The 26,936-nt window shown below is 64.0% G+C and carries 21 protein-coding genes and 1 pseudogene; 9 read left to right on the forward strand and 13 right to left on the reverse strand.

Going from position 1 to position 26,936, the window contains the following annotated elements; genetic code table 11:
* Positions 1-16 precede the first annotated feature (16 nt).
* The 3 genes from VA599_RS07380 (at position 17) to VA599_RS07390 (ending at position 3,255) form a co-directional block, all read left to right on the forward strand.
* The gene (locus VA599_RS07380; protein WP_346788111.1) at positions 17-940 is read left to right on the forward strand and encodes a glycosyltransferase; all 924 of its coding nucleotides are present in this window, start codon (positions 17-19) and stop codon (positions 938-940) included.
* A gap of 64 nt (positions 941-1,004) precedes the next feature.
* Positions 1,005-1,976 carry an NAD-dependent epimerase gene (locus VA599_RS07385; RefSeq protein WP_021478267.1) on the forward strand — a complete coding sequence of 324 codons (972 nt, stop codon included), beginning with the start codon at positions 1,005-1,007 and terminating at the stop codon, positions 1,974-1,976.
* Complete coding sequence (locus tag VA599_RS07390; RefSeq protein WP_346788112.1) at positions 1,966-3,255, forward strand: O-antigen ligase family protein; 1,290 nt, start codon at positions 1,966-1,968, stop codon at positions 3,253-3,255. The genes VA599_RS07385 and VA599_RS07390 overlap by 11 nt, the downstream gene beginning before the upstream one ends.
* A 1-nt stretch (position 3,256) precedes the next feature.
* On the opposite strand, the gene VA599_RS07395 is transcribed toward VA599_RS07390, so the two are convergent.
* Together VA599_RS07395 and rfaQ are read right to left on the reverse strand one after the other, a co-directional pair.
* Positions 3,257-4,348, reverse strand: coding sequence for a glycosyltransferase (locus VA599_RS07395; RefSeq protein WP_346788113.1), 1,092 nt, complete (start codon positions 4,346-4,348; stop codon positions 3,257-3,259).
* Between the two features lie 2 nt (positions 4,349-4,350).
* Positions 4,351-5,424 (reverse strand): putative lipopolysaccharide heptosyltransferase III, encoded by a 1,074-nt coding sequence (gene rfaQ, locus VA599_RS07400; protein ID WP_021478270.1) that lies wholly within the window; start codon positions 5,422-5,424, stop codon positions 4,351-4,353.
* 242 nt (positions 5,425-5,666) lie between these two features.
* On the opposite strand from rfaQ, the gene VA599_RS07405 reads away from it, so the two are divergent.
* The 3 genes from VA599_RS07405 to msbA are packed head-to-tail and all read left to right on the forward strand — an operon-like array spanning position 5,667 to position 9,438.
* Positions 5,667-6,557 (forward strand): hypothetical protein, encoded by an 891-nt coding sequence (locus VA599_RS07405; RefSeq protein WP_346788114.1) that lies wholly within the window; start codon positions 5,667-5,669, stop codon positions 6,555-6,557.
* Positions 6,558-6,568: 11 nt separating this feature from the next.
* On the forward strand, positions 6,569-7,672 hold the full coding sequence (locus VA599_RS07410) for a glycosyltransferase family 4 protein (protein WP_346788115.1): 1,104 nt from the start codon (positions 6,569-6,571) through the stop codon (positions 7,670-7,672).
* 11 nt (positions 7,673-7,683) lie between these two features.
* Positions 7,684-9,438 (forward strand): lipid A export permease/ATP-binding protein MsbA, encoded by a 1,755-nt coding sequence (gene msbA / locus VA599_RS07415; RefSeq protein ID WP_346788116.1) that lies wholly within the window; start codon positions 7,684-7,686, stop codon positions 9,436-9,438.
* Positions 9,439-9,524: 86 nt separating this feature from the next.
* Here msbA and VA599_RS07420 read toward each other — a convergent pair whose 3' ends face one another.
* The 8 genes from VA599_RS07420 to VA599_RS07455 form a co-directional block, all read right to left on the reverse strand.
* Positions 9,525-9,905: a type IV pilus assembly protein FimV gene (locus VA599_RS07420; protein ID WP_021478274.1), complete on the reverse strand. Its 381-nt coding sequence runs from the start codon at positions 9,903-9,905 to the stop codon at positions 9,525-9,527.
* A gap of 117 nt (positions 9,906-10,022) precedes the next feature.
* Complete coding sequence (gene aroB / locus VA599_RS07425; RefSeq protein ID WP_104945362.1) at positions 10,023-11,102, reverse strand: 3-dehydroquinate synthase; 1,080 nt, start codon at positions 11,100-11,102, stop codon at positions 10,023-10,025.
* Positions 11,102-11,656: a shikimate kinase AroK gene (aroK, locus tag VA599_RS07430; RefSeq protein WP_021478276.1), complete on the reverse strand. Its 555-nt coding sequence runs from the start codon at positions 11,654-11,656 to the stop codon at positions 11,102-11,104. The genes aroB and aroK overlap by 1 nt, the downstream gene beginning before the upstream one ends.
* A gap of 34 nt (positions 11,657-11,690) precedes the next feature.
* On the reverse strand, positions 11,691-13,790 hold the full coding sequence (locus VA599_RS07435) for a type IV pilus secretin PilQ (protein ID WP_104945361.1): 2,100 nt from the start codon (positions 13,788-13,790) through the stop codon (positions 11,691-11,693).
* Complete coding sequence (locus VA599_RS07440; RefSeq protein ID WP_043149258.1) at positions 13,787-14,305, reverse strand: pilus assembly protein PilP; 519 nt, start codon at positions 14,303-14,305, stop codon at positions 13,787-13,789. Before VA599_RS07440 ends, VA599_RS07435 begins: the two co-directional genes overlap by 4 nt.
* Positions 14,306-14,310: 5 nt before the next feature.
* Positions 14,311-14,922 (reverse strand): type IV pilus inner membrane component PilO, encoded by a 612-nt coding sequence (locus tag VA599_RS07445; RefSeq protein WP_021478279.1) that lies wholly within the window; start codon positions 14,920-14,922, stop codon positions 14,311-14,313.
* Entirely contained in the window at positions 14,919-15,494 is a 576-nt protein-coding gene (locus VA599_RS07450; RefSeq protein WP_021478280.1) for a PilN domain-containing protein, read from the reverse strand. The genes VA599_RS07445 and VA599_RS07450 overlap by 4 nt, the downstream gene beginning before the upstream one ends.
* The gene (locus VA599_RS07455) at positions 15,495-16,607 is read right to left on the reverse strand and encodes a pilus assembly protein PilM (protein ID WP_021478281.1); all 1,113 of its coding nucleotides are present in this window, start codon (positions 16,605-16,607) and stop codon (positions 15,495-15,497) included.
* A gap of 115 nt (positions 16,608-16,722) precedes the next feature.
* On the opposite strand from VA599_RS07455, the pseudogene VA599_RS07460 reads away from it, so the two are divergent.
* The 3 genes and pseudogenes from VA599_RS07460 to lpxO all read left to right on the forward strand — a co-directional run.
* Positions 16,723-19,109, forward strand: a pseudogene (locus tag VA599_RS07460) (penicillin-binding protein 1A); the annotation flags it as partial.
* A 92-nt stretch (positions 19,110-19,201) separates the two neighbouring features.
* Complete coding sequence (locus VA599_RS07465) at positions 19,202-19,936, forward strand: metallophosphoesterase (RefSeq protein ID WP_346788117.1); 735 nt, start codon at positions 19,202-19,204, stop codon at positions 19,934-19,936.
* A gap of 122 nt (positions 19,937-20,058) precedes the next feature.
* Positions 20,059-20,979, forward strand: a complete 921-nt coding sequence (lpxO, locus tag VA599_RS07470; protein WP_021478284.1) for a lipid A hydroxylase LpxO — start codon at positions 20,059-20,061, stop codon at positions 20,977-20,979.
* A 219-nt stretch (positions 20,980-21,198) separates the two neighbouring features.
* Here lpxO and VA599_RS07475 read toward each other — a convergent pair whose 3' ends face one another.
* The 3 genes from VA599_RS07475 to VA599_RS07485 are packed head-to-tail and all read right to left on the reverse strand — an operon-like array spanning position 21,199 to position 26,875.
* Positions 21,199-22,584: an efflux transporter outer membrane subunit gene (locus VA599_RS07475; protein ID WP_346788119.1), complete on the reverse strand. Its 1,386-nt coding sequence runs from the start codon at positions 22,582-22,584 to the stop codon at positions 21,199-21,201.
* A 3-nt stretch (positions 22,585-22,587) separates the two neighbouring features.
* Positions 22,588-25,731 carry a multidrug efflux RND transporter permease subunit gene (locus VA599_RS07480; protein WP_346788120.1) on the reverse strand — a complete coding sequence of 1,048 codons (3,144 nt, stop codon included), beginning with the start codon at positions 25,729-25,731 and terminating at the stop codon, positions 22,588-22,590.
* A gap of 16 nt (positions 25,732-25,747) precedes the next feature.
* Positions 25,748-26,875 (reverse strand): efflux RND transporter periplasmic adaptor subunit, encoded by a 1,128-nt coding sequence (locus tag VA599_RS07485; protein ID WP_346788121.1) that lies wholly within the window; start codon positions 26,873-26,875, stop codon positions 25,748-25,750.
* Positions 26,876-26,936: the final 61 nt, after the last annotated feature.

The raw sequence follows: 26,936 nt of genomic DNA on the forward strand, positions 1-26,936 counted from the left end.
AAAGGTTTATGAGTTGATGTTGCTAAGTATCATCATGCCGGCGCATAACGCTGCAGCGTATCTGGGGCGGACCTTGGAGGTGTTGGCGCGGCAAATGGCTGAGTTGGAGCAGGTTGAGGTGATCGCGATTAATGACGCGTCTACCGATGAAACGGCCAAGATACTTGAGGAGTTCGCGCGGCCCCATCCCTGGTTGAAAACGATTTCGGTTGATTTCGCCAATGTCGGTTTGGCGCGCCAGGCCGGCGTGGGCCAGGCGGATGGACGATATGTGACCTTCCTCGACAGCGACGATGCTTTCTTATCGGGCGGCTTGGCCTGGATGGTGGATACGCTGCGGCGGCATGAGCCGGATTTGTTGATGACGCCGTTGCGGGAAACCGGCCAGCCCTTGGATGGGAGCGAGGCGGGAGGATTGTTTCGCGACGTGGCGCCGTTGTCGGTTCAGCAAGCTTGCAACCTGTTTTGCGAGCATCAGAGTCTGCAAGGACACTTCGCAGGCAAGTGCGTGACTCGCCAGATTCTGCTGCAGCATGATCTGGCCGCCATGAAGTGCTACGAAGACATGATGACGACGCCTCATTGGATCACTGAGGCGCAATCCATCGTATGGGGCGCGGAGCCTGTCTACGCCTATTACAAGCGTCCGGGCAGCCTGTCCGATCGAGGTCAGACATGGCGTTACGGCGAGGAATACATCAGGGCATTGCAGAGCATCGAGACCGCTTTTGCCGGGCGTATCGCCGCTTGGCAGACCGCGCATCTCTGGATCGGCTTCGCCAAGGATTTGCTTAAAACGCCTTCTGGGCGTCAATTTCTGAATGCGCAGCCAGCCGTCGCCGCAAAGCTTCAGTCCATTTCGGTATGGAAGTATCTTGCGGCGAGACAGGTTTCCTGCAAATGGAAGCTGCGCTTTCTGCGGGTGCGATTGAGACTGTGACAGCTTGATTCTGGCTGGCGCGAACGTATGAGTGATGGTCCGCTGAGTGGACATAAGGTATTCAATGATGAAGATTCTGGTGACCGGCGCCGCCGGTTTTATTGGCCGGGCCGTATGTGAAAAGCTGTTGGGGCGGGGGGATGTTCAGGTTGTCGGGATTGACAATCTGAATGATTACTATGCGGTCGAGCTCAAGCATGCGCGGTTGGCGACTTTGCAGGGGCGGCCTGGTTTCAGCTTTTATCGGCAAGATATCGCGGACTGGCCCGCGATGGAGCGCTTGTTCGCGGCTGAAAAATTCGACTATGTCATCCATCTGGCTGCCCAGGCCGGGGTGCGTTATTCTCTGAAAAACCCTCATGCTTATGCGGAAAGCAATTTGCTGGGCTTCACCAATGTATTGGAGGCCTGTCGCCACTATCCGGTGAAACACTTGGTATTCGCCGGATCATCCAGCGTCTATGGCAGTGGTTCGGCCGTGCCGTTTTCAGAGGATCAGCGAGCTGATCATCCTGTCAGCTTCTACGCGGCGACCAAGCGCGCGAATGAGTTGATGGCGGCCAGCTATTCCCATTTGTACCAATTGCCTACGACCAGTTTGCGCTTCTTCACCGTTTACGGCCCGTGGGGGCGCCCGGACATGGCCCCTTGGTTGTTCACCGACGCCATTCTGAATGGCCGGCCGATCAAAGTGTTCAATCACGGCAAGATGCAGCGCGACTTTACCTATATCGATGACATCGTCGAGGGGGTGGTGAGAGTGATGGAGCATGTTCCTTCGGGCGAGTTGCCGCATACGATTTTCAATATCGGCAATCATCAGCCGGTGGAGTTGATGACGTTCATCCAGCTGACTGAGAAATACTGCGGCAAGGAGGCGGTCAAGGAGTATCTGCCGATGCAGGATGGCGATGTGCCGATTACCTATGCCGAGACGTCCCGCCTGAGGGATGCGGTGGGTTTCACGCCGTCTACCTCGCTTGAGATCGGCATGGCGCGTTTTGTCGAATGGTTCCGGAGCTACCATGCGGTTTAATGGCATGGCGGCGCCGGCGTGGACGGCGCCAATGTTGGACCGAGCGAATCAAGCGGCTCCATTGGCCCTGCTGTTGGGATGCGGTCTGATCCTGGCTTTTCCCGCATCCGGGCGCACGCTGTTTTACATTCTGTGCTTGCTATCCCTGCTGGCTTTGCCGTTGGTCATGTTTCAACGTCGGGACGCCGAATCGAAGACGCTGAACCTGTTGTTGTCGTTTGCGCTGCTGATTTTCATTGCGTTTCGCGCCGCCTGGCTCTGGTATTTTCCCGCGCCAGCCGACCCTGCCCTTTTTTCCGTAGCCTTCGCCTACCAGCTCTCAAATAAAATCTGGCTTAGCGCCTTGCCCTTGCTTTTGCTGCCATTATGGGGATCATTCGGGCGGCGTCTGTCTCCAGCATGCGCGACGTTCGCCATGGTATCCGCGTCGGCGTTGCTGTCCATTATTACTTTGAAAGCCTGGCATGATGCGCATGGGGTCAGGGTTGGCTTGGGGGGCTTGTATGCTACCGGCGCAGCCTATCTTCTCTGCGCGATTCATTTTTTCGCCTTATTATTGTTTTACCCATTCCGGCTGAAAAAATGGCAGTGGCTCGGCCTCTGTTTGCTGATCGCATTGCAGTTCATGTCCATTGTGGCAACAGGCACGCGCGCGGCGCTTCTGGTTTACCTGTTTGTGCTTGGCTGTGCTGTTCTATGGCGCTTTGGTTTGAATCAGAGCTGGCGCACCTATGTCATCGCTGCGTTGTTGGCCGGGCTTGCGCTATGCTCCAGTTGGGCGGTGGTGGGCAGTAGAATCAAGGAAGCGCAAACAGATTTGATTGCTTATAGCCAAGGCAATGCCGATACCTCTTTGGGCATCCGCTTTTCTCTTTGGGATGCTGGAGCGCATGCGGTGGGGGAACGGCCGTGGGGGCAGGGCATCCAGGCGCGGGATGAGCTATTTCATCAGTTGGTCAATGATGGGGCGCTCAATAAGGCAGCCTTGATTATGCGGGATATTCATTTGCATAACGAATGGCTTGAGATTATGTCTTTGCAGGGGGTTCCGGGCGCATTATCCTGGCTGATTTTTTTATCGGGATTTGCCATCTATGGCTGGAGGCGCGGAGGCTTCTCCAGGCGTTTCATGGCGCTTTATGTCGGATTCTGGCTAGTATTCGGGCTGAGCGATGTGTTGTTGCTGAGCCCGCAGATCGCGATGTGCGGTGCGATGCTTGCCGCTCTCGGCCTGTACCTGGCACCGATATTCGATGCCAGGAACGAGGTTGCGCTCTAGCTTATTGATTCGCCAGCGTCAGATAGCGATCGACAGCGGTATTGAGCGAGAATGGCTCCAGTTGTTCTGGTCGCAGCAGCGCAGGAGAACGCAGAACGCGCGTGATGGCGTCTGCCAGCGATTGGCTATCCATCTTGCTCAGGCCGATAGCCAGATCGCCGGTCAGGATTTCCGCCGGGCCTTCCGGACAATCGGTGCTGGCCACAGGCGTGCCGCAGGCCAGCGCTTCGACCAGCACGTTGCCGAATCCCTCGTAGTCGGAGCTGAGCACCAGCGCGCGGGCGGCCCGCATGTAGGCGTAGGGGTTGTCCGTGAAGCCGGCGACGACCAGCCGGTCCGCGATGCCTAGTCGCTGTGCCTGTGCTTGGACCGCAGATAGCTCGGCTTGGCCGCCTTGGCCAAGCAGCACCAGCTTGCCGGAGTAGCCGCTCAGCTTGAATGCCTCAAGCAGCCGGTCGTGCCGTTTTTGATGGTTGAAGCGGCCGACATGAAGAATGAAGTCCTCGCCATCCATCGGGCAGGGCGCTGCCGCGCGCTGGCGGATCCAGTCCAGGTCGAAGGGGTTGTAGATGGTTTCCATCCGCGCCGGGCGCAAGCCGCAATCCAGCGCGTCCCGCTGCAGCGCCTGGCAGACCGTGATCAGTTTGCGGTCCGAATAGGTGCGGATGAGCTGGCGTTTTTTCAGCCAATGGTGGATTCCGCTTCGCTCTGCCAGTTGTCCTGCCTGGATCGCGCAATGCAGGCACAGCCAGGCTTGTGCCAGATAGGGGCAGGCCGCCACGATCCTGTCGGTTTTCGGCAGGTTGGAGATGGCCAGGTTGACGGTGCGCCCAGCGAAGTGCCGACGAAGCGCGCTATCTAGCTGGCGTGCCCGGCGGAGGATCTCGGTCTGGCGGCGAAACGGTCCGCGGTAACGGTCTTCCACCAGAAGGTATTCGACGCCTTCGGGTATCGGATAGTCGAGGCAGGCTTGCAATGAGGCGATCGTGACTTGATGGCCGCGGGCGGCCATCTCGCCGGCCAGGGTGATGACCACGCGCTCGGCACCGCCTCCGGGCAGGCCGTCGATAATGAACAGAATGGTATGGCGCATGCTTATTCCTGGGCTGGGGAGGACAGCAGCTCGCGGCTGGCGTTCAGAGCCGCCTCCAGCGGGATGTTTGCCAGATAGCGCTGGCGCGTCGAGGTGTCCACTTGGTCCGGATCGATCAGTTCGCCGTAGTCGGCGGCGTTCAGCAGGCGATGGCGGGTCATCCAGGGATGCCACTCATGGATTTTGCTGGGGCCGAAGAGGGCGATGGTGTCCTTGCCCAGCGCGGCGGCCATGTGCATGGGGACGGAGTCCACGCCGATGAACAATCTGGCGCCGTCTATGATGGCCGCCAATTGGTTCAGGGTGAGCCGGCCGGCGACGGAGACGACGCGGTCGGAGCGGATTTGCGCCCGTATGGCGGCGACCATGTCCATTTCGGCAGGATCGGGCGCCGCGGTGAGAACGATGGACCAGCCGTCGGACGCCAACGTTTCCGCGAGTTCGGCGAATCTGTCATCCTCCCAGCATTTGAAGAACCAGCGGGAGGATGGATGGATGACGATGTAGGGGCCGTCGACGCCAGCTTCCTTGAGCAGCGCCGTCACCGATTCCCGGTCGGCGGCCTGTATCGGCAGCACGCAGCGTTGCTCGTCGGGGGTCGGCGTGATGCCAAGCGGCGACAGCGCGAGCAGGTTCTGGCTGACGGTGTGCAGGGTATCGCTCGGCGCTAGCGGGGCGAGGGCGGTGAAAAAGCGATGCCAGGGGCTGTTGCGGCGTTTCGGGTAATCGAAGCCGATCGCGTGGCGGCGGGCCAGCAGCTTGGCGAAAAAGGCCCCTTGCATCTGGTCGCTCAGGTGTATCACCGTCTGGTAGCGTTGCCGGCGCAGCGCCAGCAGCAGGCGGAGTTGAGACGCCAGTTTGCGCCAGCCGCGCAATGAGCGGTCAAGCGTCCAGACGCGGGAGATGTCGGGATTGTGTTGCAGCAGCGGGATGGTTTCCCGGTAGACCAGCATGTCGATCTCGCACTGCGGGTAGCGCGATTTCAGCGTCCTGGCCACCGGCGTGGTGAGCAAGATGTCGCCATGATGGCGCAGTTTGATCAGAAGGATGCGGTCGGGTGCTTCGGTCTGGGGCATAAGAGGGTGCGGATGTTCGTCCCGGGCGATGCCCGGGAGGGCTCGGCGGGCGCGCTGGTGCGATTAGTAGAGGCCACGGCGGCATCATGATCAGGCGATTATATACGACATGGGAGCCTTCTTGAGGAAGCTTGCTGCCCGTGGTTATTGCTGCGATGATTGCGCCTCTCCGAGCGTTTGGCCGAGGCGCGCCGTAAACGGGGTTGATGTATGAAGAATAATATCTGGAGTGTGTGTGCGTAATGCGTGATCTGTCCGATTTTGGCTTGGCCGAGTGGTTGAGGCTGTCGCCGTGCCATGATGCGCTCAAGCAGTGGCGGAACGATGCATGGCAAACCATGTATCTGGCCAAGCGCGCCGTGGGGCAGGAGCGTTTTGTTGAGAGCCTGCGCGACCCGGCGGCCAACCTGGGCCTGGTTGTCGCGTTCGAGCAGCCCTGGGCGCTGAACTGGCAGCTGGAGCGCGCGCGCGTGAATGTTCCGGGCACCCGGATGGTGGTGTTCGACAATTCCCGGCGTCCGGAAATGAGGCGCCAGATCGAGCAGGTCTGCCGCGAAAACCAGGTGCCTTATCTGGCCCTGCCGGCCAATCCGACCCGGCATGTCAATCGTTCCCATGGTTTCGCGATGAGCTGGATCTACCACAACATCGTGCTTCCGGCCGAACCCCGCAGTTTCGCTTTCATCGATCACGACATGATTCCGGTGGCGCCCAGCCGGCTGCTGGTCGACCTCGACGACCAGCCGGTGTACGGATTGCCTAACCACAGCGAGTGGGGTTGGCATTTGTGGGCAGGATATTGCGCGTTCCGCTTCGACCACATGAAGCGACGCCGGCTCAATTTTCTGTATGACTTTTCCAATGGCCTGGATACCGGGGGCCGCAATTGGCGTTCGCTGTATCGGGAGCTGGACGCTTCTCGTCTGAGAATGGCGAAGCATCGCATGCGCGAGATCCGCGACCCGGTCAGCGGGCACCCTTTCAGCATTCAGGTGATCGATGATTGCTGGTATCACATCGGCAGCATCAGCTATAACAATGGTTTTGAATCGCAGTTCGAGCTGTGCCAGCACCTCAAGGCCGCGTTGGCGGCCGGCCGGCCCTGGGCTGAGCTGTGTCTGCCCGAAGGTTGATGGGCATCCGCATGTCTGAGTTCATATTATTCTCCGAGTCTTCGCCCAATGTGGGAGGGCAGGAGCTTCAACTGATGCAGCAGATGGCCAAGCTGGGCGAGGCGGGCTACCGGCCGGTGCTGGCGTGCCGTCCCGGCACGGCGGTGGCCGATGTCGCGCGCGACAAGGGTTTGGCCATCCTGCCCTTGCGCTTTCGGAACAGCGCGCATTTGCCCACCATTGTCGGCTTATGGCGCTGGATGCGGGAGCACCGGCCCAGGCTGGCGGTCTGCCACAGCGGGCATGACAGCAATAATGTGGCCCTTGCCGCCAGAATGTTGCGGGACCGGCCGTTTCTGCTGCGATCCCGCACTTACCAGGCCGGTTACCCGTCGACCTTGACTTACAACCACCTGATTGATGCGACGATGCTGCCGAGCGAGTGCTTGCGGCAAACCCTGTTGGCGAATCCTGCGATCCGGGCGGAGCGCTTGCACGTCGTGTATCCGGGGATCGACTTCGAACGGCTGGATCAGGCTGCCGGACAGTCCTTGCCGCCGCGGATTGCCGATTGGCTCTCTGGCGGGACCGGCCCGGTGCTGGCGCATGCGGCGATGCTGCGCGGCGAGAAGGGGCATCTGACTTTGCTCGGCGCGCTGGCCGAACTGAAAGACGCGTGGCCTGGCTTGCGTTACGTCATCGCCGGAGACGGCGGGGAGAGGGCGCGCATCGAAGCGGAAGTCTCTCGTTTGGGGTTGCAGGATCGCGTGTTGCTGGCCGGCATCGTCAATCCGGTTGCGGCCTTGCTCGCCCGGGCCGACATCGTCGTCATGCCTTCCACTTACGAGCCGCTGGGCATGTCGCAGATCGAGGCGCTGGGTTTGGGCATTCCCGTCATCGCCAGCGATACCGGCGGCATTCCGGAGACGGTTTCCGATGGCGTGACCGGCCTGTTGGCTGCGCCTGGCAGCGTGTCCGACTGGACCCGCGCGCTGGCGGAGGCTTTGGCCGACTTGCCCAGGATGCGCGCGATGGCCGAGGTGGGGCGCGAGGATGTCCGTCAGCGTTTCTCGGTCGAACGCAATTTGGAAAGCATTCTTCAATTAGCAGGTTTGCCGCGCTGGCCGCGCCGATGACAGGGTTTTGAATGAAAGATTCGTTTAAGAATAGTTGGGCTATATACCGGCGGCTGCTCGGATACTTGTTTGGTTACTGGAAAGTGCTGTTACTGTCGATACTATCGATGGCGGTGGCGGCGCTGACCGAGCCTGCCGTCGCCAAGCTGCTCAAGCCGCTGATCGACGGCGGCTTTGTCAATAAAGATCCCCAGGTGATCATGTGGGTGCCGCTGGCCATCATCGGCATTTACCTGATACGCGGCGTGGCCGGCTTCATCAACGAATACACCGCCAGCTGGCTGACCGGGCAGCTGGTGCAGGCTTTGCGGCAGCAGATGTTCTCCAAGCTGGTGCGTTTGCCGGCGCATTATTACGACGAGCACCAGTCCGGCAGGTTGATGTCGCGCATCACCAACGATGTCAATCAGGTGACCGAGGCGGGCTTCAACGTGATCACCGTCACCGTGCGCGACGGCTTGACTGCGCTGGGCATGCTGGGCCTGATGCTGATGACCGACTGGCAGCTGACGCTGATCTGCCTGGTGGTGATGCCGGGGGTCACCTATTGCATGCGGCTGGTGGGCAAGCGTCTGCGCGGATTGGCGCGGCAGAACCAGCAGCATATGGCGCAGATGACCCAGGTGTTGGCGGAGAGCATCCAGTGCCAGCGCGCGATCAAGGTATATGGCGGCCAAGAGCGCGAAATGGCGCGATTCGACGATACGGCGACGTCGGTGCGGCGCAACCAGGTCAAGCAAAGCGCGGCCAGCTCGGCCAATACCGGCGTCACCCAGCTGATGATCGCGTGCGCGCTGGCGGCGATCTTGTACTTTGCCGGCCTGCGCGCCCAGCATGGCGCGCTGACCGCCGGCGATTTCATGGTGTTTCTGACGGCGATGCTCGGCCTGTTCGCGCCGGTCAAGCGCATTTCCAGCGTATCGCAGGCGATGCAGCGCGGCCTGGCGGCGGCGGAGTCGGTATTCTCCTTCATCGACGAGCCCGGCGAGGCCGACAGCGGCGACCGCGCCCTGCCCGCGCCCAGCGGGCAGCTGCGCTTTGACGGCGTCAGCTTCGCCTATCCCAATGTGGACAACCCCGCGTTGTCCGGCATCGACTTGACGATACAGCCCGGCGAGACCGTGGCGCTGGTGGGGTCCTCCGGCAGCGGCAAGACTACGCTGGCCAGCCTGGTGCCGCGTTTCTACGAGCCGTCTGCGGGGCGGCTGCTGCTGGATGGCGTGGCGCTGTCCGACATCCCGCTGAGCCAGCTGCGCGGGCATATCGCGCTGGTCAGCCAGCAGGTGGAGCTGTTCAACGATACCGTGGCGGCCAATATCGCTTACGGCCGGGAGGATGCGTCGCGCGAAGCGATCATCGATGCCGCCCGCGCGGCCAATGCGCTGGAGTTCATCGAGGCCTTGCCGGAAGGGCTGGATACCATCATCGGCGAAAACGGTTCCCGTTTGTCGGGCGGTCAACGGCAGCGGCTGGCGATCGCGCGCGCGCTGTTGAAGAACGCGCCGCTGCTGATCCTGGACGAGGCGACATCGGCGCTGGACACCCAGTCGGAGCGTCTGGTGCAGGCCGCGCTGGAAAACCTGATGAAAAACCGAACTACGATCGTGATCGCGCACCGGCTGTCCACCATCGAGAACGCCGACCGCATCGTGGTGATGCATCAGGGGCAAGTGGTCGAGCAGGGGCGTCATCAGGCATTGCTGGGGCAGGGCGGTTTGTACGCCAGATTGCACAGCCTGCAGTTCAGCGAGCCGAAGGCGGACTGAGCCGCCCATCGTTCTTGATGTAAAACGACAAGGCTGCCCGTGGGCAGCCTTGTTTCGTTGGGCATTGCGCTTTAGCGCTCAGAAACTCAACGTTTGGAGAACAGCGGTTCCTGCGGCGCCAGTTCGCGGCCGTTTTCCCGTATCGTGTGCCAGACTGGCTGGCCTTGCACTTGAGGGTGGACGTCGCGCGCGAGCGACACATAGGCCTTGCTGTCGCGGGCGTTGGAATACGCGCGCAGCAGGGCGACTTTGGCGTGGAGATTGTCGGGATCGTCCTTCAGGGAATCCTTCAGGACTCGGACGGCTTCGCGGGTGCGGCCATAAGCCAGGAAGACTTCGGCTTCTCCGACAGGGTCGATGCCGCGTTGAACGGGCTTGATGTAACGTAGATGGCGCCAGAACTGGCGCAGCGAATAATAGACGAGCATCAGGGCCAGACTGCTGGCCAGTGCCGTAAAGACATCCATTCTATTTCTCCCCCCTCGTGTGAAACAACATCTTATTTAGTCTGTTGATTATTCTGACGAGGCGGGCGACTTGGCAATTCGTATAAATCCGTAGCCAGGCCGCCCGGACAGCCGGGATCAGCTGTTTTCGCGCAGAATCCGGTCCAGCAAGGCGGTGTCCAGTCCCGACTCTATCACGGCTTGGCCCAGCGAGCGCAACAGCACGAAGCGCACGGTGCCGGCCTCGACCTTCTTGTCGTGGCTCATCAGGCTCAGCCATTGCTCGGTCGGCATGGCGGGCGCCTTGACCGGCAGGCCGGCGGCGGCGATCAGCCGGCGCACGCGCTCCACGTCGTCCCGGCTGATCCAGCCGAGCTCGGCGGAGGCCGCGGCGGCCAAGACCATGCCGACGGCCACCGCTTCGCCGTGCAGCCACGCGCCGTAGCCCAGGCCGGCCTCGATGGCGTGGCCGAAGGTATGGCCCAGGTTCAGGAGCGCGCGCACGCCGTTTTCCTTTTCATCCTCGGAAACGATGGCGGCCTTCATTTCGCAGCTGCGCTTCACCGCGTATTGCAGCGCTTCGCCGTCGCGCGCGCGCAGCTTGGCCATATTGGCTTCCAGCCAGGCGAGGAAGCCGGCGTCGCCGAGCAGGCCGTACTTGATCACTTCGGCCAGGCCAGCGGACAGCTCGCGGTCGGGCAGGGTGGCCAGCAGATCCATGTCGGCGATGACGGCCTTCGGCTGGTAGAAGGCGCCGATCATGTTCTTGCCCTGCGGGTGGTTGATCGCGGTTTTGCCGCCGACCGAGGAGTCCACCTGCGCGAGCAGGGTGGTGGGAATCTGGATGAAGGGCGCGCCGCGCTGGTAGCAGGCGGCGGCGAAGCCGGTCATGTCGCCTATCACGCCGCCGCCGAGCGCGATCAGCGTGGTCTTGCGCTCGGCGTTGCCCGACAGCAGCGCGTCGAAGATCAGATTCAGCGTCTGCCAGTCCTTGTGCCGTTCGCCGTCGGGCAGCACTACGCTGGAGCAGACCACGCCGCGGGCTTCCAGCGCTTGCTGCAGCCGGGACAGATAAAGCGGAGCGACGGTGGCGTTGCTGACGATGGCTGCCTTGGGCAGCGGCAGGTGGGGCAGCAGCAGATCGACCTGTTCCAGGAGTCCGTGGCCAATGTGTATCGGGTATCGGGTGTCGGGAAGGATCAGGTCGAGTGTGATCACTAGTCGGTTTCCTTGGGATGGTGCGGTGAAGCCAACAGCTGGTCGAACAGGCGGGCGACCAGCAGATTGACGTTCTGCTGGGTGGTGTCGATGATGATGTCGGCGATCTCGCGGTACAGCGGATCGCGCTCGTTGAACAGGCTTTCCAGCTTGGCGCGCGGATCGGCGATCTGCAGCAGGGGGCGGTTCTTGTCGTGCTGGGTGCGGGCGAGAAGGTCGTCTATCGCGGCGCGCAGGTAGATCACGGTGCCGTGGCTGGCCAGAACCTTGCGGTTCTCCTCGCGCATCACGGCGCCGCCGCCGGTGGCGAGCACGATGTCGCGCTGCTGGGCCAGGTCGCGTATCACGCAGGCTTCGCGATTGCGGAAGCGCAGCTCGCCTTCGATGTCGAAGATGGTGGCCACGCGCACGCCGGTGCGCGCCTCGATCTCCTGGTCGGAATCGTAGAACGTCTTGCCGGTGCGGCGCGCCAACGCCCTGCCCACCGTGGTCTTGCCCGCGCCCATCAGACCGACCAGAAAAAAGTTGCCTGCCAGTTTCTCCATGGCAGGCATTGTAGCTGATCGTTAATGAATCTGTCTTGGCCCTTCAGCGCGACGCGGCCACCAGGTCGTTGATCACTTTCGGGGTGATGAAAATCAGCAGCTCGCTGCGCTTGTCTATCTTCTGCGAGCTGCGGAAAAGCGCGCCCAAGAGGGGGATGTCGCCGAGGAAGGGCACCTTGTTGACCACATTGTCCAGCTGCTGTTGATAGATGCCGCCCAGCACCACGGTGCCGCCATTGTCCACCAGCACCTGGGTGGTGATTTTCTCGGTCGACAGCGATGGCGTGCCGTTCACCGTCTGCTGGAAGTTGGCTGAGTCCTTGTTGACGGTGATGTCCATCATCACGTGGTTGTCGGGCGTGATCTGCGGTTTCACCTTGAGGCTGAGCACCGCCTTTTTGAACGCCACCGACGTGGCGCCGCTGGAGCTGGCTTCCTGATAGGGGATTTCGGTGCCCTGCTCGATGGTGGCTTCCTGGCGGTCGGCGGTCATCACCCGCGGGCTGGATATGATGCGGCCCTTGTCCTCGGCCTGCATCGCCTGCAGCTCCAGGCCCAGAATCACCGAGTGGCCGACGTTGTACAGCGCGGACAGCGTGCCGGACGGATTGGCGATCGGCAGGTTGACGCCGGCGGGCGTGGTCTGGATCACATAGGGCTGGTTGGTGTTCAGGTTGGTGACGTTGTTGACGTTGGTGCCCAGCGGGTTGCCGGAGATGATGCCCTTGGGGTCGGCGCGGTCATAGGTGAGCTTGATGCCCAGATCGCGCTCCCAGTTGTCGGTGGCTTCAACGATGCGGGCTTCGATCAGCACCTGTTTCACCGGGATGTCGGTCTTGGCGATCACGTCGCGGATCTTGTCGATCGCCGTGCCGATGTCGTTGACGATCAGGGTATTGGTTTTGGGGTCGATCAGCACGCTGCCGCGCTCCGACAGCAGGCTTTCCTTTTTGCCGGAGCTGTTGTCGCCGTCCAGCACTTTCTTGAAGTCCTCGGCTGAGCGGTAGCGCAGCACGAAGGTTTCCGAACGCAGCGGTTCCAGCGTGGCCAGCTGTTGCCGCGCCTCCTGAACTTGCTTGTCGCGCGCCAAGAGTTCGTCCCGCGGCGCGATCTGGATGATGTTGCCGTTGCGGCGCTGATCCAGCCCCTTGCTTTGCAGGATCAGGTCCAGCGCCTGGTCCCAGGGCACGTCCTTCAGCCGGAGCGTGATGTTGCCGGTGACCGAGTCGCTGGTGACGACATTGAGGCCGGTGAATTCGGCGATCACCTGCAGCACGGTGCGGATCTCGATGTTCTGGAAGTTGAGCGACAGTTTGTCGCCCTTGTACAGCGGTTTGCCGGCGTCGCCGCCGCCCGCCACAGTCAGCGCGGGGCGCCGCACCTCGACCACCAGCTTGCCGTCGGTCTGGTAAGACGAATACTCCCAGTCGCCCTGCGGCATCACGGTGACGCGGATGTTGCGGCCCAGATTGGCGGCGTCCACCTTGGCTACCGGGGTGCCGAAGTCCGTGACGTCGATGCGGCGCACCAACTGGGGCGGCAATGAGGCGCTGGCGATGTCGACCACCAGATTGGCGCCGTCGCGTCGGATGTCCACCGGCGTGTTGGCGCTGGGCAGCGCCAGCTCCACCCGGCCCTCGCCGTTGCGGCCGCGGCGGAAGTCCAGGCCGGCCGCGCCGCCCGCGGCGCTTTGCGCCTGTATGTCGGCGCGGACGGACGGCGCGATTTCCTGAGGCGTGGAGGATGCCTGCTCGGAAGAGGTGGAGCCGTCCAGCGTCAGCAGCAGGCGGTTGCCGCTGATCTCGCTGCGGTAGCTGGCGTTGCGGGCCAGGTTGAGGACCAGCCGCGAGCGGCCGCTGGCCTCTACCGCGACGGCAGAACGCAGCAGCGGGCTGTCGACGCTGAGCGAGGGTTTGGACATCTTGACGCCGGTGTTGGCGAAGTCCAGCGCGATGCGGGGCGGGTTGGACAGGGAGAAGCTGTTGGGCTTGACTGCCGGACCGTCGAAGGTGATTTGCAGCGTTTGCCGGTTGCCGTCCACCTTGCCCGCGTCCAGCGCGGTGATGGCCGGCGCGGCGACGGCCAATCCCCCGGCCAGGCACAAGGCCAGGCCTGTCCACAATGCGATGCCGAGTCTTTTCATTTGTTCTGCCCTTGTTCTGCAAGATGCAGGCTGCTGCTGCGCTGCACCCACTCTCCATTCAGGTCTTCGACGGTTTCGGCAAGCTGCACTTCCGCATCGCTGATCGAGGTGACCTTGCCAAAGTTCAGCCCCAGGTAGTTGCCGGGCTGCACTCGGTAGACTGATCCTTCCGGCGTGCGGATCAGCGCGTAGATGGCGGCGCTCCGTCGTATCGTGCCCACCATTTCCAGTTTGTCCAGATCGTAATTTTCCAACGCCTCCCTCGGGCGGCTCAGGTCCGGCGCGTTGGCCGAATTCTGGCGCTTGCCCGCCTGCAGCTTCTGCGGATTGAACGGATCGGTCAGGTCGTAGGCCTGATAGTTGAACGGTTTATAGGCCTGCACTTGCGGCAACGGTTCGATCTGGCCGCGCAGGCCCAGGCTGCTGTTCGCCATCCACTGCTTGAGGTCGTCGTTGCCGCCGTCTCCGCAGGCGCTCAGCAGCAGCGGGAGCAGGCAGATCGCTATTCTTCTCATCGTCATCACTTCTGCGCCAGCGCGCCGAGGCGCTCGCCCGGCTCCAGCGCCCGGTAAGTGCGGGCCGTCGCGTCCATGATCAGCCGGTTGTCCTTGCCGCTGCCTGGCGTGAGATTGATCTCGCCGATGGTGACGATGCGGGACAGTTGGGCGATGTCGTTGACGAAGGCCGCCAGGTCGTTATACGAGCCGGTCAGGCGGATGGTGATCGGCACTTCGGCCATCTCCGCGGTGCGGGTCTCGGTGCCGGGTTTGAACAGGTCGAATTGCAGCCCGCGGCCGATGCCGGCCTGATTGATTTCCGTGAGCAGGGTATCCATGTCGGACTTGGTCGGCAGTTGCTTGAGCAGGGCGCCGAAGGAGGCGTCGATTTCCTTCAACTGTTGTTCCAGCGCGTCCAGGTTCACTGCTTGGCGCTTCTTGTCGATGAAGGTCTGCTTCAGCGTGGCTTCCTGCAGGCGGGACTGGCCCAGCTTGTCCAACTGCTCGCCCAGCACAAAGAAATAGCCCAGCCCCACCACCAGCAGCAAGAGCAGAAACAGCATCAGCATCTGCGCCTGTAGCGGCCAGTTGGGCATGTCCTTGGGGTCGAGCGCGCGCAGTTCGTCCAGCGTCATGGCGTGGCTCCGGCGGGTTTGTTGGAGGGCAGGCTTTGCTTCATCGTGGCATTGAGCGTAAACGCGCTGACGCGCTGATTGTTGACGATGATCGAACTGACTTCGACCAGCACCGGCGCGTCGAAGGTTTCCGACTGGCCGAGCTGGCGCATGTAGCTGGAAACCCGGGCGCCGGATTGGGCGTAGCCGGTCAGCGTCGCCTGGTTGCCGATCTGCTTGAAGCTTCTCAGATACACGCCGTCCGGGGTCTGGCGCACCAGCTGGTCGAACAGGTGCACCGCGGAGTTTCTCCCTTCCTGCAGCCGCTCCACCAGCTGTTTGCGCGCCAGCAGATCATCGCGTTGTTTCTTCAGCTTGCCGATGTCCTTGATCTGCCGGTCCAGCTTGCCGATTTCCGCCTGCAGCACGTGATTGCGCGCCTCCTGTTCCGAAATCTGGTGTTGCAACACCATATAGCCTATGGTCAGCAGCACCAGCGAAACGAGGACGGCGGCGCCCAGCAGAAGCTGGAAGCGCAGCCGGTGCGCGGCTTTCTTCTGTTCGCGGTGGGGGAGGAGGTTGACCCGAATCATTCAGTCGAACCTCCTGAGCGCCAGCCCGCAGGCGATCAGCAGCGAAGGCGCGTCCATCAGCAGCTCTTTCAGCCGGATGCCGGGCGCCTGGACCAGGGTGGTGAACGGGTTGGCGATCATGGTGCTGATCTGGGTGCGGCCGGCCACCGCGTCGTCGAGCCCGGGCAGCATGCTGCAGCCGCCGGCCAGCAGGATGTAGTCGACGCGCAGATATTGCGACACACTGACCGTGGTGTAGAAGAATTGCAGCGCGCGCTGGATTTCCTGGGCCAGCGAGTCGATGAACGGGTGCATCAGCTCGGATTCGTAGCCGTCGGGCAGCGCCATGCTGCGCTTGCCGCTTTCGGCTTCCTCGAAGCTGATGTTGTAGCGGCGCTGGACGTCGCGCGTCAGTTGGTGCCCGCCGAACATCTGCTCGCGGTAGTAGATCTGCTGGTTGTTGCGGATGATGTTGCAGTGGATGCGGGTGGCGCCGATGTCGAACAGCGCGAAGGTCTGGTTCATGCCTTCGTCCGGCAGCTGCTGCTGGATCTGCTCGAAGGCCGTCATCATCGCGAACGATTCCACGTCCACCACTTGGGCGCGCAGGCCGGCCATTTCCACCACCGCCACGCGCTCTTCCACTTTTTCCTTGCGGGCGGCGCACAGCAGCACTTCCAGATCGTCCAGGCTGGACGGCGACGGGCCCAGCACCTGGTGGTCGAGGTTCACCTCGTCGAGCGGAAAGGGGATGATCTGGTTGGCCTCGGACTCGATCAGATCGTCCATGTCCTCGGTCTGGCTGGCCGGCACCAGCAGTTTCTTGTAGATGGCCATCGGCGTGGGGATGGCGATGGCGACGCTGCGTATCGGGCTGCCCAGGCGTTTCCAGCCGTGGCGCAGCGCTTCGGAGATGCCGTCGATGTCGACCAGATTGCCGTCGTTGACCGCGTCCTTGGGCAGCGGCTCGGTCACGTACCGCTCCACCTGGATGTTGCGGCCGTTGCGGGAGAGCTCGACCAGCTTGATCGCGGTGCTGCTGATGTCCAGCCCAAGCAGCGGCGAATTGTGGGATTTCCCCAGCCCCAGTTGTTCGAGCAAGGAGCGCCCGAGCCTCAATTTATCGATTAGCATCCGCGCCTCGATCCGGTCTCATGCAACAGAAATTCGAACTGTTGCCGCCATTGTTTGTCTTGTTGGCTTTCACAAGACGTTATAATCCGGTTTCCAGTGAAAGCCCATCGTAAATATGCTCAGACGATTTCTTGCTATTTTGGCAGGCGTATTCCTAGGTGGCGTGGTGTTGCTCGCGGGTGCCGCCGCGATTGCAATCATCATAACCTACCCGCGCCTGCAAAGCCTTGATGTAATCACGGACTACCGTCCGAAAATTCCGCTCCGCGTCTACTCCGCCGACAACCAGTTGTTGGGCGAATTCGGCGAAGAGCGGCGTTCGTTTTCCCGCATCCATGAAGTGCCGCAGCTGATGAAGCAGGCGGTGCTGGCGGCCGAGGACGAGCGCTTCTATCAGCATAGCGGCATCGACTATCTCGGCATCATGCGCGCCGCCGTCGGCAATCTGGTGTCCGGCCATGCCCGCTCCGGCGCCAGCACCATCACCATGCAGGTGGCGAAGAACTTCTTCCTGTCCAGCGAGAAAACCTTCACCCGCAAGTTCAACGAAGCGCTGCTGGCGTTCAAGATCGAGCACACGCTGAGCAAGGACCAGATTCTGGAACTGTACTTCAACCAGATCTACCTTGGGCAGCGGGCCTACGGCTTCGCCGCCGCGGCGCAGACCTATTACGGCAAGACGCTCAACGACCTGAGCCCCGCCCAGATGGCGATGCTGGCCGGCCTGCCCAAGGCGCCGTCGGCTTACAACCCCATCGTGAATCCCGACCGCGCCAAGTTGCGCCAGCAATATGTGCTGCGCCGCATGCGCGAGCTGAATTTCATCACCCAGGAGCAGTACGACCAGGCGCTGGCCGAGCCGCTGCACCTGGCCGGCCAGGTGGCGGAAACCAGCCAGCCCGGCCAGTATGTTGCGGAAATGGTACGGCAGGCGATGTACGAGCGTTACAAGGAAGCGGCGTACACAGAGGGCTTCAAGGTCTACACCACCGTGGACAGCCGCCACCAGAAATGGGCGTATGACGCGCTGCGCGCCGGTCTGATCGATTACGACCGCAAGACCGGCTACCGCGGTCCGGAAAGCTTCCTGGATCTGCCTGCCGGCGACGGCGAAGACGCCACCGAGGCATTGGACGAGGCGATGGGCGATCTGCGCGACAGCGGCGACATGCTGCCGGCCATCGTGCTGTCGGCCAGCCCGTCCGAGGTGCGCGCCTACATGCGCGGCGGCAAGATCGCGTCGATCAAGGGCGCGGGCCTCGATTTCGCCCGCCGCGGGCTGAGCAGCAAGGCGTCGCAGCAGCTGCAGATCCGCCGCGGCGCGGTGATCCGCGTGCAGGCCAACGCCAAGGGCTATTGGGAGATCGTGGAGATGCCGGAAGTGGAAGGCGCCTTCGTGTCGCTCGACACCCGAACCGGCGCGATCAAGTCGCTGATCGGCGGTTTCGATTTCAACCGCCGCAGCTTCAACCACGTGACCCAGGCCTGGCGCCAGCCGGGCTCCTCGTTCAAGCCCTTCATCTATTCGTCGGGCATCGAGCGCGGCATCACGCCGTCCACGCTGATCAACGACGCGCCGCTGTCGGTGCCCGGGGTCAACGGCCAGATGTGGACGCCCAAGAACGACGACGGCAAATTCTCCGGCATGATCACCTTGCGCCAGGGCCTGACCCGGTCCAAGAACCTGGTGTCGGTGCGCGTGCTGATGGCGGTGGGCACCGACTACGCCCAGCAATACCTGCAGCGCTTCGGCTTCTCCGCCAAGCAGCATCCGGCCTACCTGCCGATGGCGTTGGGCGCGGGCTCGGTGACGCCGCTGCAGATGGTGGAGGGCTACTCGGTGTTCGCCAACGGCGGCTACCGCACCAAGGCCTTCTTCATCGACCGCATCGAAGACCAGTCCGGCCGCGTGCTGGCCAAGACCGTGCCCACCGTGGCCGGCCAGAACGCCCAGCAGGCGATCGATCCGCGCAACGCCTTCATCATGCGTTCGATGATGGGCGACGTGGTCCGCTACGGCACCGGCTTCCGCGCGATGAGCCTGGGCCGCACCGACCTGGCCGGCAAGACCGGCACCACCTCGGATTGGAAGGACGCCTGGTTCGTCGGCTTCAATCCCAATCTGGCGGCCGCCACCTGGGTGGGCTTCGACCAGCCGCGCTCGCTGGGCCGCTACGGCTACGGCGGCACCGCCGCGCTGCCGATCTGGATCAACTACATGGGCAATGCCTTGAAGGGCCAGCCGGAAGTGGAACTGCCGGTGCCGCAGGGCATCGTGGTGAGGCCGGGCGCCGGCCAGCGAGGCGGCGACGAGTACTACTACGAAGAGTTCCAGAAGACCAATCCGGAACTGCATATCGACAACCAGGGTTCGGTGCCGGGCGGCGAGGGCGACGCCAGCGCGCCGCAGGTGGACACGGACAGCGGCAAGCCCGCCGCCCAGGACGCGGTGGAGAACGTCAAGGATCAGTTGTTCTGATCTCCTTCACCGGGCGCAAACAACCGGCGGGACATCCCGCCGGTTTTTTTTATTGTCTGAGCCGGCGCGCGGTTTTGGCGATAATGGATGCCTTTGACATGGCGGGGAGCCGGGAATGAAAGTCGCGCAATTGACCGATCTGCACCTGTTCGCGGACAAGCGGGGCCGCCTGCTGGAGCGGGACACCCACGCAGCGTTGGAGGCGGTGCTCGCTTCGGTGGCGCGGGAGCCGGGCCTGGAGGCGGTTTTGCTGACCGGGGACGTGTCGCAGGACGAATCGGAGGCGTCGTACCATCTTGCGGCGGAAGCGTTGGCCGCGCTGGAGGTGCCGGTGCACTGGATCGCCGGCAACCACGACGACCGCGCGGCGATGGCGCGGGTGTTCGCCGGCTATGACTTCCTGCGGCCGCTGGAGACGCTGGCGTTGGGCGGCTGGACCTTCATCGGCGTCGACAGCTGCGTGGCCGGTCAGGATGGCGGCCGGATCGGCGACGCCGAGCTGGTGCGGCTGCGCCAGCGGCTGGATGGGGCGGGAGAGGGACCGGCGGCCGTGGTGCTGCACCATCATCCGCTGGCGGTGGGCACGCCCTTGCTGGACGACTGCATGCTGGCGCAGGCCTCGCCGTTCTGGCAGGTCGCGACGGCGGCGGACGCGCTGAAACTGGTGATCTGCGGCCATGTCCACGGCGAACACAGCATCGCCTATCGCGGCAAGACGCTGGAGGTGGGGCCGGCCACCTGTTTCCAGTGGACGCGCGGCGCGTGCGACATCGAGATCGACGACCGGCGCGGCTACCGGCTGTTCGACTTTGCCGCAGGCGGCTATTCGGTGCGAACGGCATTCGTCTGAACGTGTCCAAACTCCTGAAGATGCGGCAATTTTTTGTGCCTTGCGGCCAGTTTTTACCCGAATAAGCCTGCGCTGATGGTCCTGTCGTTTTACAATGTCGCTCTGTTTGTCTGGAGTTGCTGATGCCTTATTTCAAGATTCTGGTGGTGGCGGTTTTCGTGCTGTCCACCCTTTACGTGCATTTCCGCGGCCGCGTCCGGCTGGGATTCTGGCGCCAGTTGAGCGACCACTCCACCATCATGGCGCCGATCAACTGCTTCATGTATTTGTTTTCCAAGGTGCCGCCCAAGCCCTACCTGCCGGTGGCGCGCTTCCCCGAGCTGCAGGCGCTGACCGCCAACTGGGAGAAGATCCGCGAAGAGGCGGTGGCGTTGTACGATCGCGGCAACATCAAGGCTTCGGACAAGTACGACGATCTGGGCTTCAATAGCTTCTTCAAAACCGGCTGGAAGCGTTTCTACCTTAAGTGGTACGGCCAGGACCACGCGTCCGCCCAGGCGCTGTGCCCGTACACCACCGAGCTGTTGAAGCAATTCCCCAACATCAAGGCGGCGATGTTCGCCGCGCTGCCGCCGGGCAGCCGCCTGGTGCGCCACCGCGATCCGTTCGCCGGTTCGGTGCGCTACCACCTGGGCCTGATCACGCCCAACGACGACGGCTGCTTCATCGACGTGGACGGCGAGAAATACAGCTGGCGCGACGGCGAGGCGGTGATCTTCGACGAAACCTATCTGCACTACGCGGAAAATACCACCGACCAGAACCGCATCATCCTGTTCTGCGACGTGGAGCGGCCGATGTGGTTCTGGCCGGCGCGGGTGATCAACCGCATCGTCAGCCGGGTGCTGGTGGGCGCGGCCAATTCGCCGAACGAGGCGGGCGATCGCGTCGGCGGCCTCAACCGCGCTTTCCGCTACATCCAGCAAGTGCGTTTGTTGGGCAAGAAGATCAAAGCGCAGAGCCGGTTCACCTACTACTTGCTGAAGTGGCTGATCCTGGGCGGCCCCATCGTGCTGTGGCTGTTCTGGGGCGCTTGGCGCTAAGAACCTGTTCAATGTCTGCTGTGCGTCGGCGATACGGCGTTGAAAACATCTTCATCATGCTCATGTACCGTACGTACATTCCGCTTCTTCAGCTGTTTTCGCCTTGTCTCGCGCGAGCTCGCGAGACTTTGAACAGGCTCTAAGAGCACTTGCTTGGGAAACGAAAAACCGCGCCAATGAGCGCGGTTTTTGTATGGGGCGGAACGCGCCTGTCGGGAGTCAATGGTCGATCAAGCCGCCGCCCAGCGCCTTGTACAGCGCCACCGCATTGCCGAACTCGCCGCGCCGCAGGTCGAGCAGCGCTTGTTTGGCGGCGTAGAGCTGGCGCTGGGCGTCCAGCAATTCCAAGCGGCCGTCGACGCCGGCTCGGTAGCGCTGGGCCGACAAGTCCGCGCGGCGCTCGGCGCTGGCCACTGTTCGGCCCTGGGCGGCGATCTGCCGGCCGAAGGTTTCGCGTCCCGATAGGCCGTCGGCCACTTCGCGGAAGGCGGTCTGGATCGCGCGTTCGTATTCGGCGACGGCGCTGGACTTGCGCAGTTCGGCCAGGCGCAGCTCGGCGCGCAGCCTGCCGCTGGGAAACAGCGGCAGCGAAACCTGCGGCGCGAAGCTCCAGGCGCGGTGGCCGCCGTCGAACAAGCCGCGCATCGCCGGGCTGGCGAAGCCCAGCGACGCGGTCAGCGACAGGCTGGGAAAGAAGGCCGCGCGGGCCGCGCCGATGTCGGCGTTGGCGGCTACCAGCTGTTGTTCCGCCTGCAGGATGTCCGGCCGGCGCAGCAGCAGATCCGACGGCAGGCCCGCCGGCAGCCGCGTCGCCACCGGCTGGGCCTCCAGCGGCAGCGGGGCGGGCAGGCCGGCAGGCGGCTCCGCGCCGATGAGCAGCCGCAGCGCGTTGCCGGCTTGCGCGTGGGCGCGGGCGCGCGCCTCCAGGTCCGCCTCGGCGCTGGCGACCTGGCCCTCGGCCTGCGCCACATCCAGGCCGTTGTTTTGCTGGCCCGCTTTCAGCAGGCGCGCCAAGTCCAGCGATTGCCGCCAGTCGGCCAGCGTGCGCACGGCCAGCTGTTTTTGCTCGTCGGCCAGCCGCTCGGCGAAGTAGGCGTCCGCCACCGCGCCCACCAGAGAAATCTGCGCGGCCCGCCGGCCCTGCTCGCTGGCCAGATAGCGGGCAAAGGCGGCGTCGGACAGCGCTTGCATGCGGCCGAACAGGTCGATCTCGAAGGCGCTCAGCGCCAGGTTGGCGCTGTACTGCGTCTGCGTGGCGGCCGGCGTCGGGCCGTTCGCCGGCGTGCGCTGGCGCGCGGCGCCGGCCATGCCGTCCAGCTTGGGCAACTGTTCACTGCGCTGGATGCCGTACTGGGCCTGCGCGGCCTCGACGTTCAGCGCGGTCAGGCGCAGGTCGCGGTTATTGGCCAGCGCCAGCTCGATCAAGCGCTGCAGCCGCGGATCGCCGAACATCGCGCGCCAGCCTAGGTCCGCCGCGCGGGGGCCGGACTCGCCGCCGGAGGCGGCGGGGAAGACCGCGGGCACCGGCAGATCCGGTTTGACCAGCGGCTGGGTCAGCGAGCAGGCCGACAAGGCCAGGATGATGGGGAGAATGATGAATTTCATGGCTCAACCCTCCTGTTCGAGACTCGGGGCGGCTTCCGGGCGGCGCGGTTTCAGCCACCGTCCCAGACGCTCCTGCAAGCCGAGCACGAACACGAAGAAAACGGGAACAAAGAAAATGGCCAGCACGGTGGCGGTGACCATGCCGCCGAACACGCCGGTGCCGATGGCGTTTTGCGTCTCGGCGCTGGCGCCGGTGGCGATCATCAGCGGCACCACGCCCAGGCCGAAGGCCAGCGAGGTCATCAGGATGGGCCGCAGCCGCAGCCGAGCCGCCTGAACAGCGGCTTCGCTCAGGCTCTTGCCTTCGTCGCGCAGCTGCTTGGCGAACTCGATGATCAGGATGGCGTTCTTGGCCGACAAGCCGATCACGGTGATCATGCCCACCTTGAAGAACACGTCGTTGGGCATGCCGCGCAGCATCACGGCGGCCAGCGCGCCGATCAGGCCCAGCGGCACCACCAGCATCACCGACAAGGGAATGGACCAGCTTTCGTAGAGCGCGGCCAGCACCAGGAACACCGCGATCATCGACAGCGCCATCAGCATCGGCGCCTGAGACGCCGACTGGCGCTCCTGCAGCGACTGGCCGGTCCACTCGACGGCGAAGCCGGGCGGCAGCTGCGCAGCCAGCCGCTCCATCTCGGCCATCGCTGCGCCGCTTGAATGGCCGGGTGCGGCGCCGCCGGAGATGCGCGCCGCCGGATAGCCCTGGAAGCGCACCAGCTGCAGCGGCGTTTCGGCCCACACCGGACGGGCCAGCTCGGACAGCGGCACCATGCTGCCGGCCGCGTTGCGCACGTAGAGCTTCAGCACATTGTCTATCTGCATCCGCGCCGGCGCGTCGGCCTGGATGATCACCTGCTGCATCCGGCCTTGGTTGGGGAAGTCGTTGACGTAGGCCGAACCCATCGCGGCGGACAGCGTGTCGCTGACGCTGGCGAAGGGTACGCCCAGCGCCTCGGCCTTCTGCCGGTCTATCTCCAGCCGGATGCTGGCACCCGCCGGCAGGCCGTCCGGGTAGACGCCGGCCACCACCGGGCTTTGCGCGGCCAGTTCCAGCAGCTTGGCCTCGGCCGCCTTCAACGCGGCGGGGCCTTGGTTGGCACGGTCTTCCAGCCGCAGCGTGAAGCCGGAGCTGGTGCCCAGCTCGTCTATCGCCGGCGGTAACAGGCTCATCACCGCGCCTTCGGTGGCGCCTGCCATCGCCTGTTGGGCGCGCAGGCTTTCGTCGACGGTCGACGCGCCGCCGCGCTTGTCCCAGTCCTTCAGCACCGCGAAGTTCAGCGCGGCGTTGGCGCCGGAGCCGGAGAAACCGTAGCCGACGATGGAAATGCTGGACTGGACCGCCTGGCGGGTGGCCAGATGGCTGTCCAGTTTTTTGACCAGATCCTGGGTGCGTTCGGCGGTGGCGTCGGCCGGCAGCAGGAAGCCGGTCATGAAATAACCCTGGTCTTCCTCCGGCAGGAAAGACGAAGGCAGGACGTTGAAGCCGGCCGCCATCGCGCCGGACAGGGCGGCGAAGACCAGCATCACCCGGCCGGAGCGGCCGATCAGCCGGCCGACGCGCGTCTCGTACCAGTCGGTCAGGCGCGCGAAGCGGCGGTTGAACCAGCCGAAGAAGCCGCGTTTTTCGTGGTGGCCGCGGGGAATGGGCTTCAGCAGCGTCGCGCACAGCGCCGGCGTCAGCGTCAACGCCAGCAGCGCCGAGAACAGGATGGATACCGCCATCGCCAGCGTGAATTGCTGGTAGATCACGCCGACCGAGCCGCTGGACAGCGCCATCGGGATGAATACCGCGGTCAGCACCAGCGTGATGCCGACGATGGCGCCGGTGATTTCCTTCATCGCCTTCGACGTCGCCTCCCTGGGCGACAGGCCTTCTTCCGCCATCAGCCGCTCCACGTTCTCCACCACCACGATGGCGTCGTCGACGATGATGCCTATCGCCAGCACCATGCCGAACATGGTCAGCACATTGATGGAGAAGCCGGCGGCCAGCATCACCGCGAAGGTGCCCAGCATCGCCACCGGCGCGACGATGGACGGGATCAGCGTGTAGCGCGCGTTTTGCAGGAACAGGTACATCACCAGGAAGACCAGCACCATCGCCTCGACCAGCGTGTGTATCACCTTCTCGATGGAGATCTTGACGAAGGGCGCGGTGTCGAAGGGGATGGAATAGCCGATGCCGGCGGGCATCGCCTTGCCCAGTTCGGCCAGCCGCGTCCGCACCGCCTCGGCGGTTTTCACCGCGTTGGCGCCGGGGCTCAGCTGCACGCCGGCGAAGGTGGCCGGCTTGCCGTTTTCGGTGCTGGCGAAGTTGTAGGACTGCGAGCCCAGTTCGACGCGCGCGACATCGCCCAGCACCACCTTGGCGCCGCCGGCGTTGGCGCGCAGCACGATGGCGGCGAATTGCTCCGGCGTGGAAAGCGTGCCCTGCACGGTCAGCGGCACGGTCACCCGCTGGCCCGGCAAGGCCGGCGACGCGCCCAGGCTGCCCGGCGCGATCTGCGCGTTTTGCTGGGCGATGGCGGCGGTCAGGTCGCTCATCGCCAGGCCGTAGGAGATCAGCTTGGCCGGATCCACCCAGACGCGCATCGCCTGTTCGGCGCCGAACAGCTGCACCCGGCCGACGCCGTCGATCCGGCGCAGCTCCTCGACGATGTTGCGCGCCATGTAGTTGTTGAGCTCGGCCTCGTCAAAGCGGCCGTTGTCGGAGCGCAGGCCGATCAGCATCAGAAAGCCGGACGACGCCGACTCCACCATCACGCCGTTCTGGCGCACGGCGGCGGGCAGGCGCGGCTCCACCGTCTTCAGCTTGTTCTGCACGTCAACCTGGGCCATCGCCGGGTCCGTGCCCGGCTTGAAGGTGACGGTGATCTGCGCCGCGCCGGAGGTATCGGCTGATGATTCGAAATACAGCAGGTCCTTTACGCCGGAGAGCTCCCGCTCGATAAGGCTCAACACGCCGTCGCTCATGGTCTGCGGCGTGGCGCCGGGATAGACCGCGGTGATGGTGACCGTCGGCGGCGCGACCGACGGATAGCGGGAGATCGGCAGCTGGGGGATGGCGATCACCCCCAGCAGAATGATGAACAGGGCGATGACCCAGGCGAAGACCGGGCGGCGGATGAAGAATTGGGACATGATGGTTTCCCCTTGCTCAGCGCCGCGCCGGCGCGGCGGCGACCAGCGCGCCCTCGGACAGGCGCTCCATGCCCTCGACCACCACCTTTTGTCCGGCTTTGAGGCCGGCCTGGATGCGGTAGCGGCGCTCGGCCAGTTCGCCCAACTCCACGGCGGCGAGGCGCGCGTGGCACTTGGCGTCCACGGTCCATACCTGCGGCTTGCCGCCGATGCGCACCACGGCCTGCTGCGGCACGGTCAGCGCGTTGGCGTAGCTCGCGCGCGGCACGCGGGCGCGGAGGAACATGCCCGGCAGCAGTTGCCGTTTCGGATTGTCCACCAGCACGCGCAGCAGCACGTCGCCGGTGCCGGCGTCGACATTGACGCCGGAGAACAGGATGCGGCCGGTCTCGTCGTAAGGCTTGCCGTCGTTGCGCAGCAGCGCCACCGGCAGGCCGCGGCCAGCCGCCTCCGGCTGGGCCGCCAGCGTCTGCCGCACGGCCTCCAGCGCCGCCGCCGGCTGGCGCACGTCCACGTAAACCTGGTCTATCTGCTGGATGCGCGCCATCGGGGAGGCGTCGCTGGAAGCCGCCAGCGCGCCCTCGGTGACCAGCGCCTGGTCGATGCGGCCGCTGATCGGCGCCTCCACCGTGGCGAATTTCAGATCCAGCCGGCGGCGGGCTAGCGCGGCGCGGGCCTGGGCCACGTCGGCGGCGGCCTGGTCGCGCAGCGACACCGCGTCGTCGAACACCTGGCGGCTGACGGCGTCGGTTTCGACCAGCGGCTGCAGTCGGGCGGTTTGCGCGCGGGCGCGGGCCAGCGCGGCTTCGGCTCGCTGCAAGGCCGCCGCCGCGGTATCGGCGTCCGCCTTGAGCGGGGCCGGGTTGATCTGGAACAGCGGCTGGCCGGCCTTGACCTCGCTGCCTTGCTCGAACAGCCGGCGCAGCACGATGCCGCCGACCTGCGGGCGGATTTCCGCGACGCGCACCGCGGCCACGCGGCCGGGCAGATCGTCGCTCAATTGCAGCGGGGCGGGGGCCAGCGTGGCGGCAGCCACCGGAATCGCCGCCGGGGCGTCTTGCGGCGCGGGCTGGGTGCAGCCGGCCAGTATCGAAACGGCCAGCGCGCAGGCGCCGCCGTAGCGGCAGGCTTGCAGGTAATTCATGGGGACTCCATAGCGTTCAAACTCGGGATGGCGGCAGTGTGCCTGGGCAGAATGGGGATTG

It is taken from the genome of Chromobacterium indicum (genome assembly GCF_039708975.1).
GTDB classification, from domain to species: Bacteria; Pseudomonadota; Gammaproteobacteria; order Burkholderiales; family Chromobacteriaceae; genus Chromobacterium; species Chromobacterium piscinae.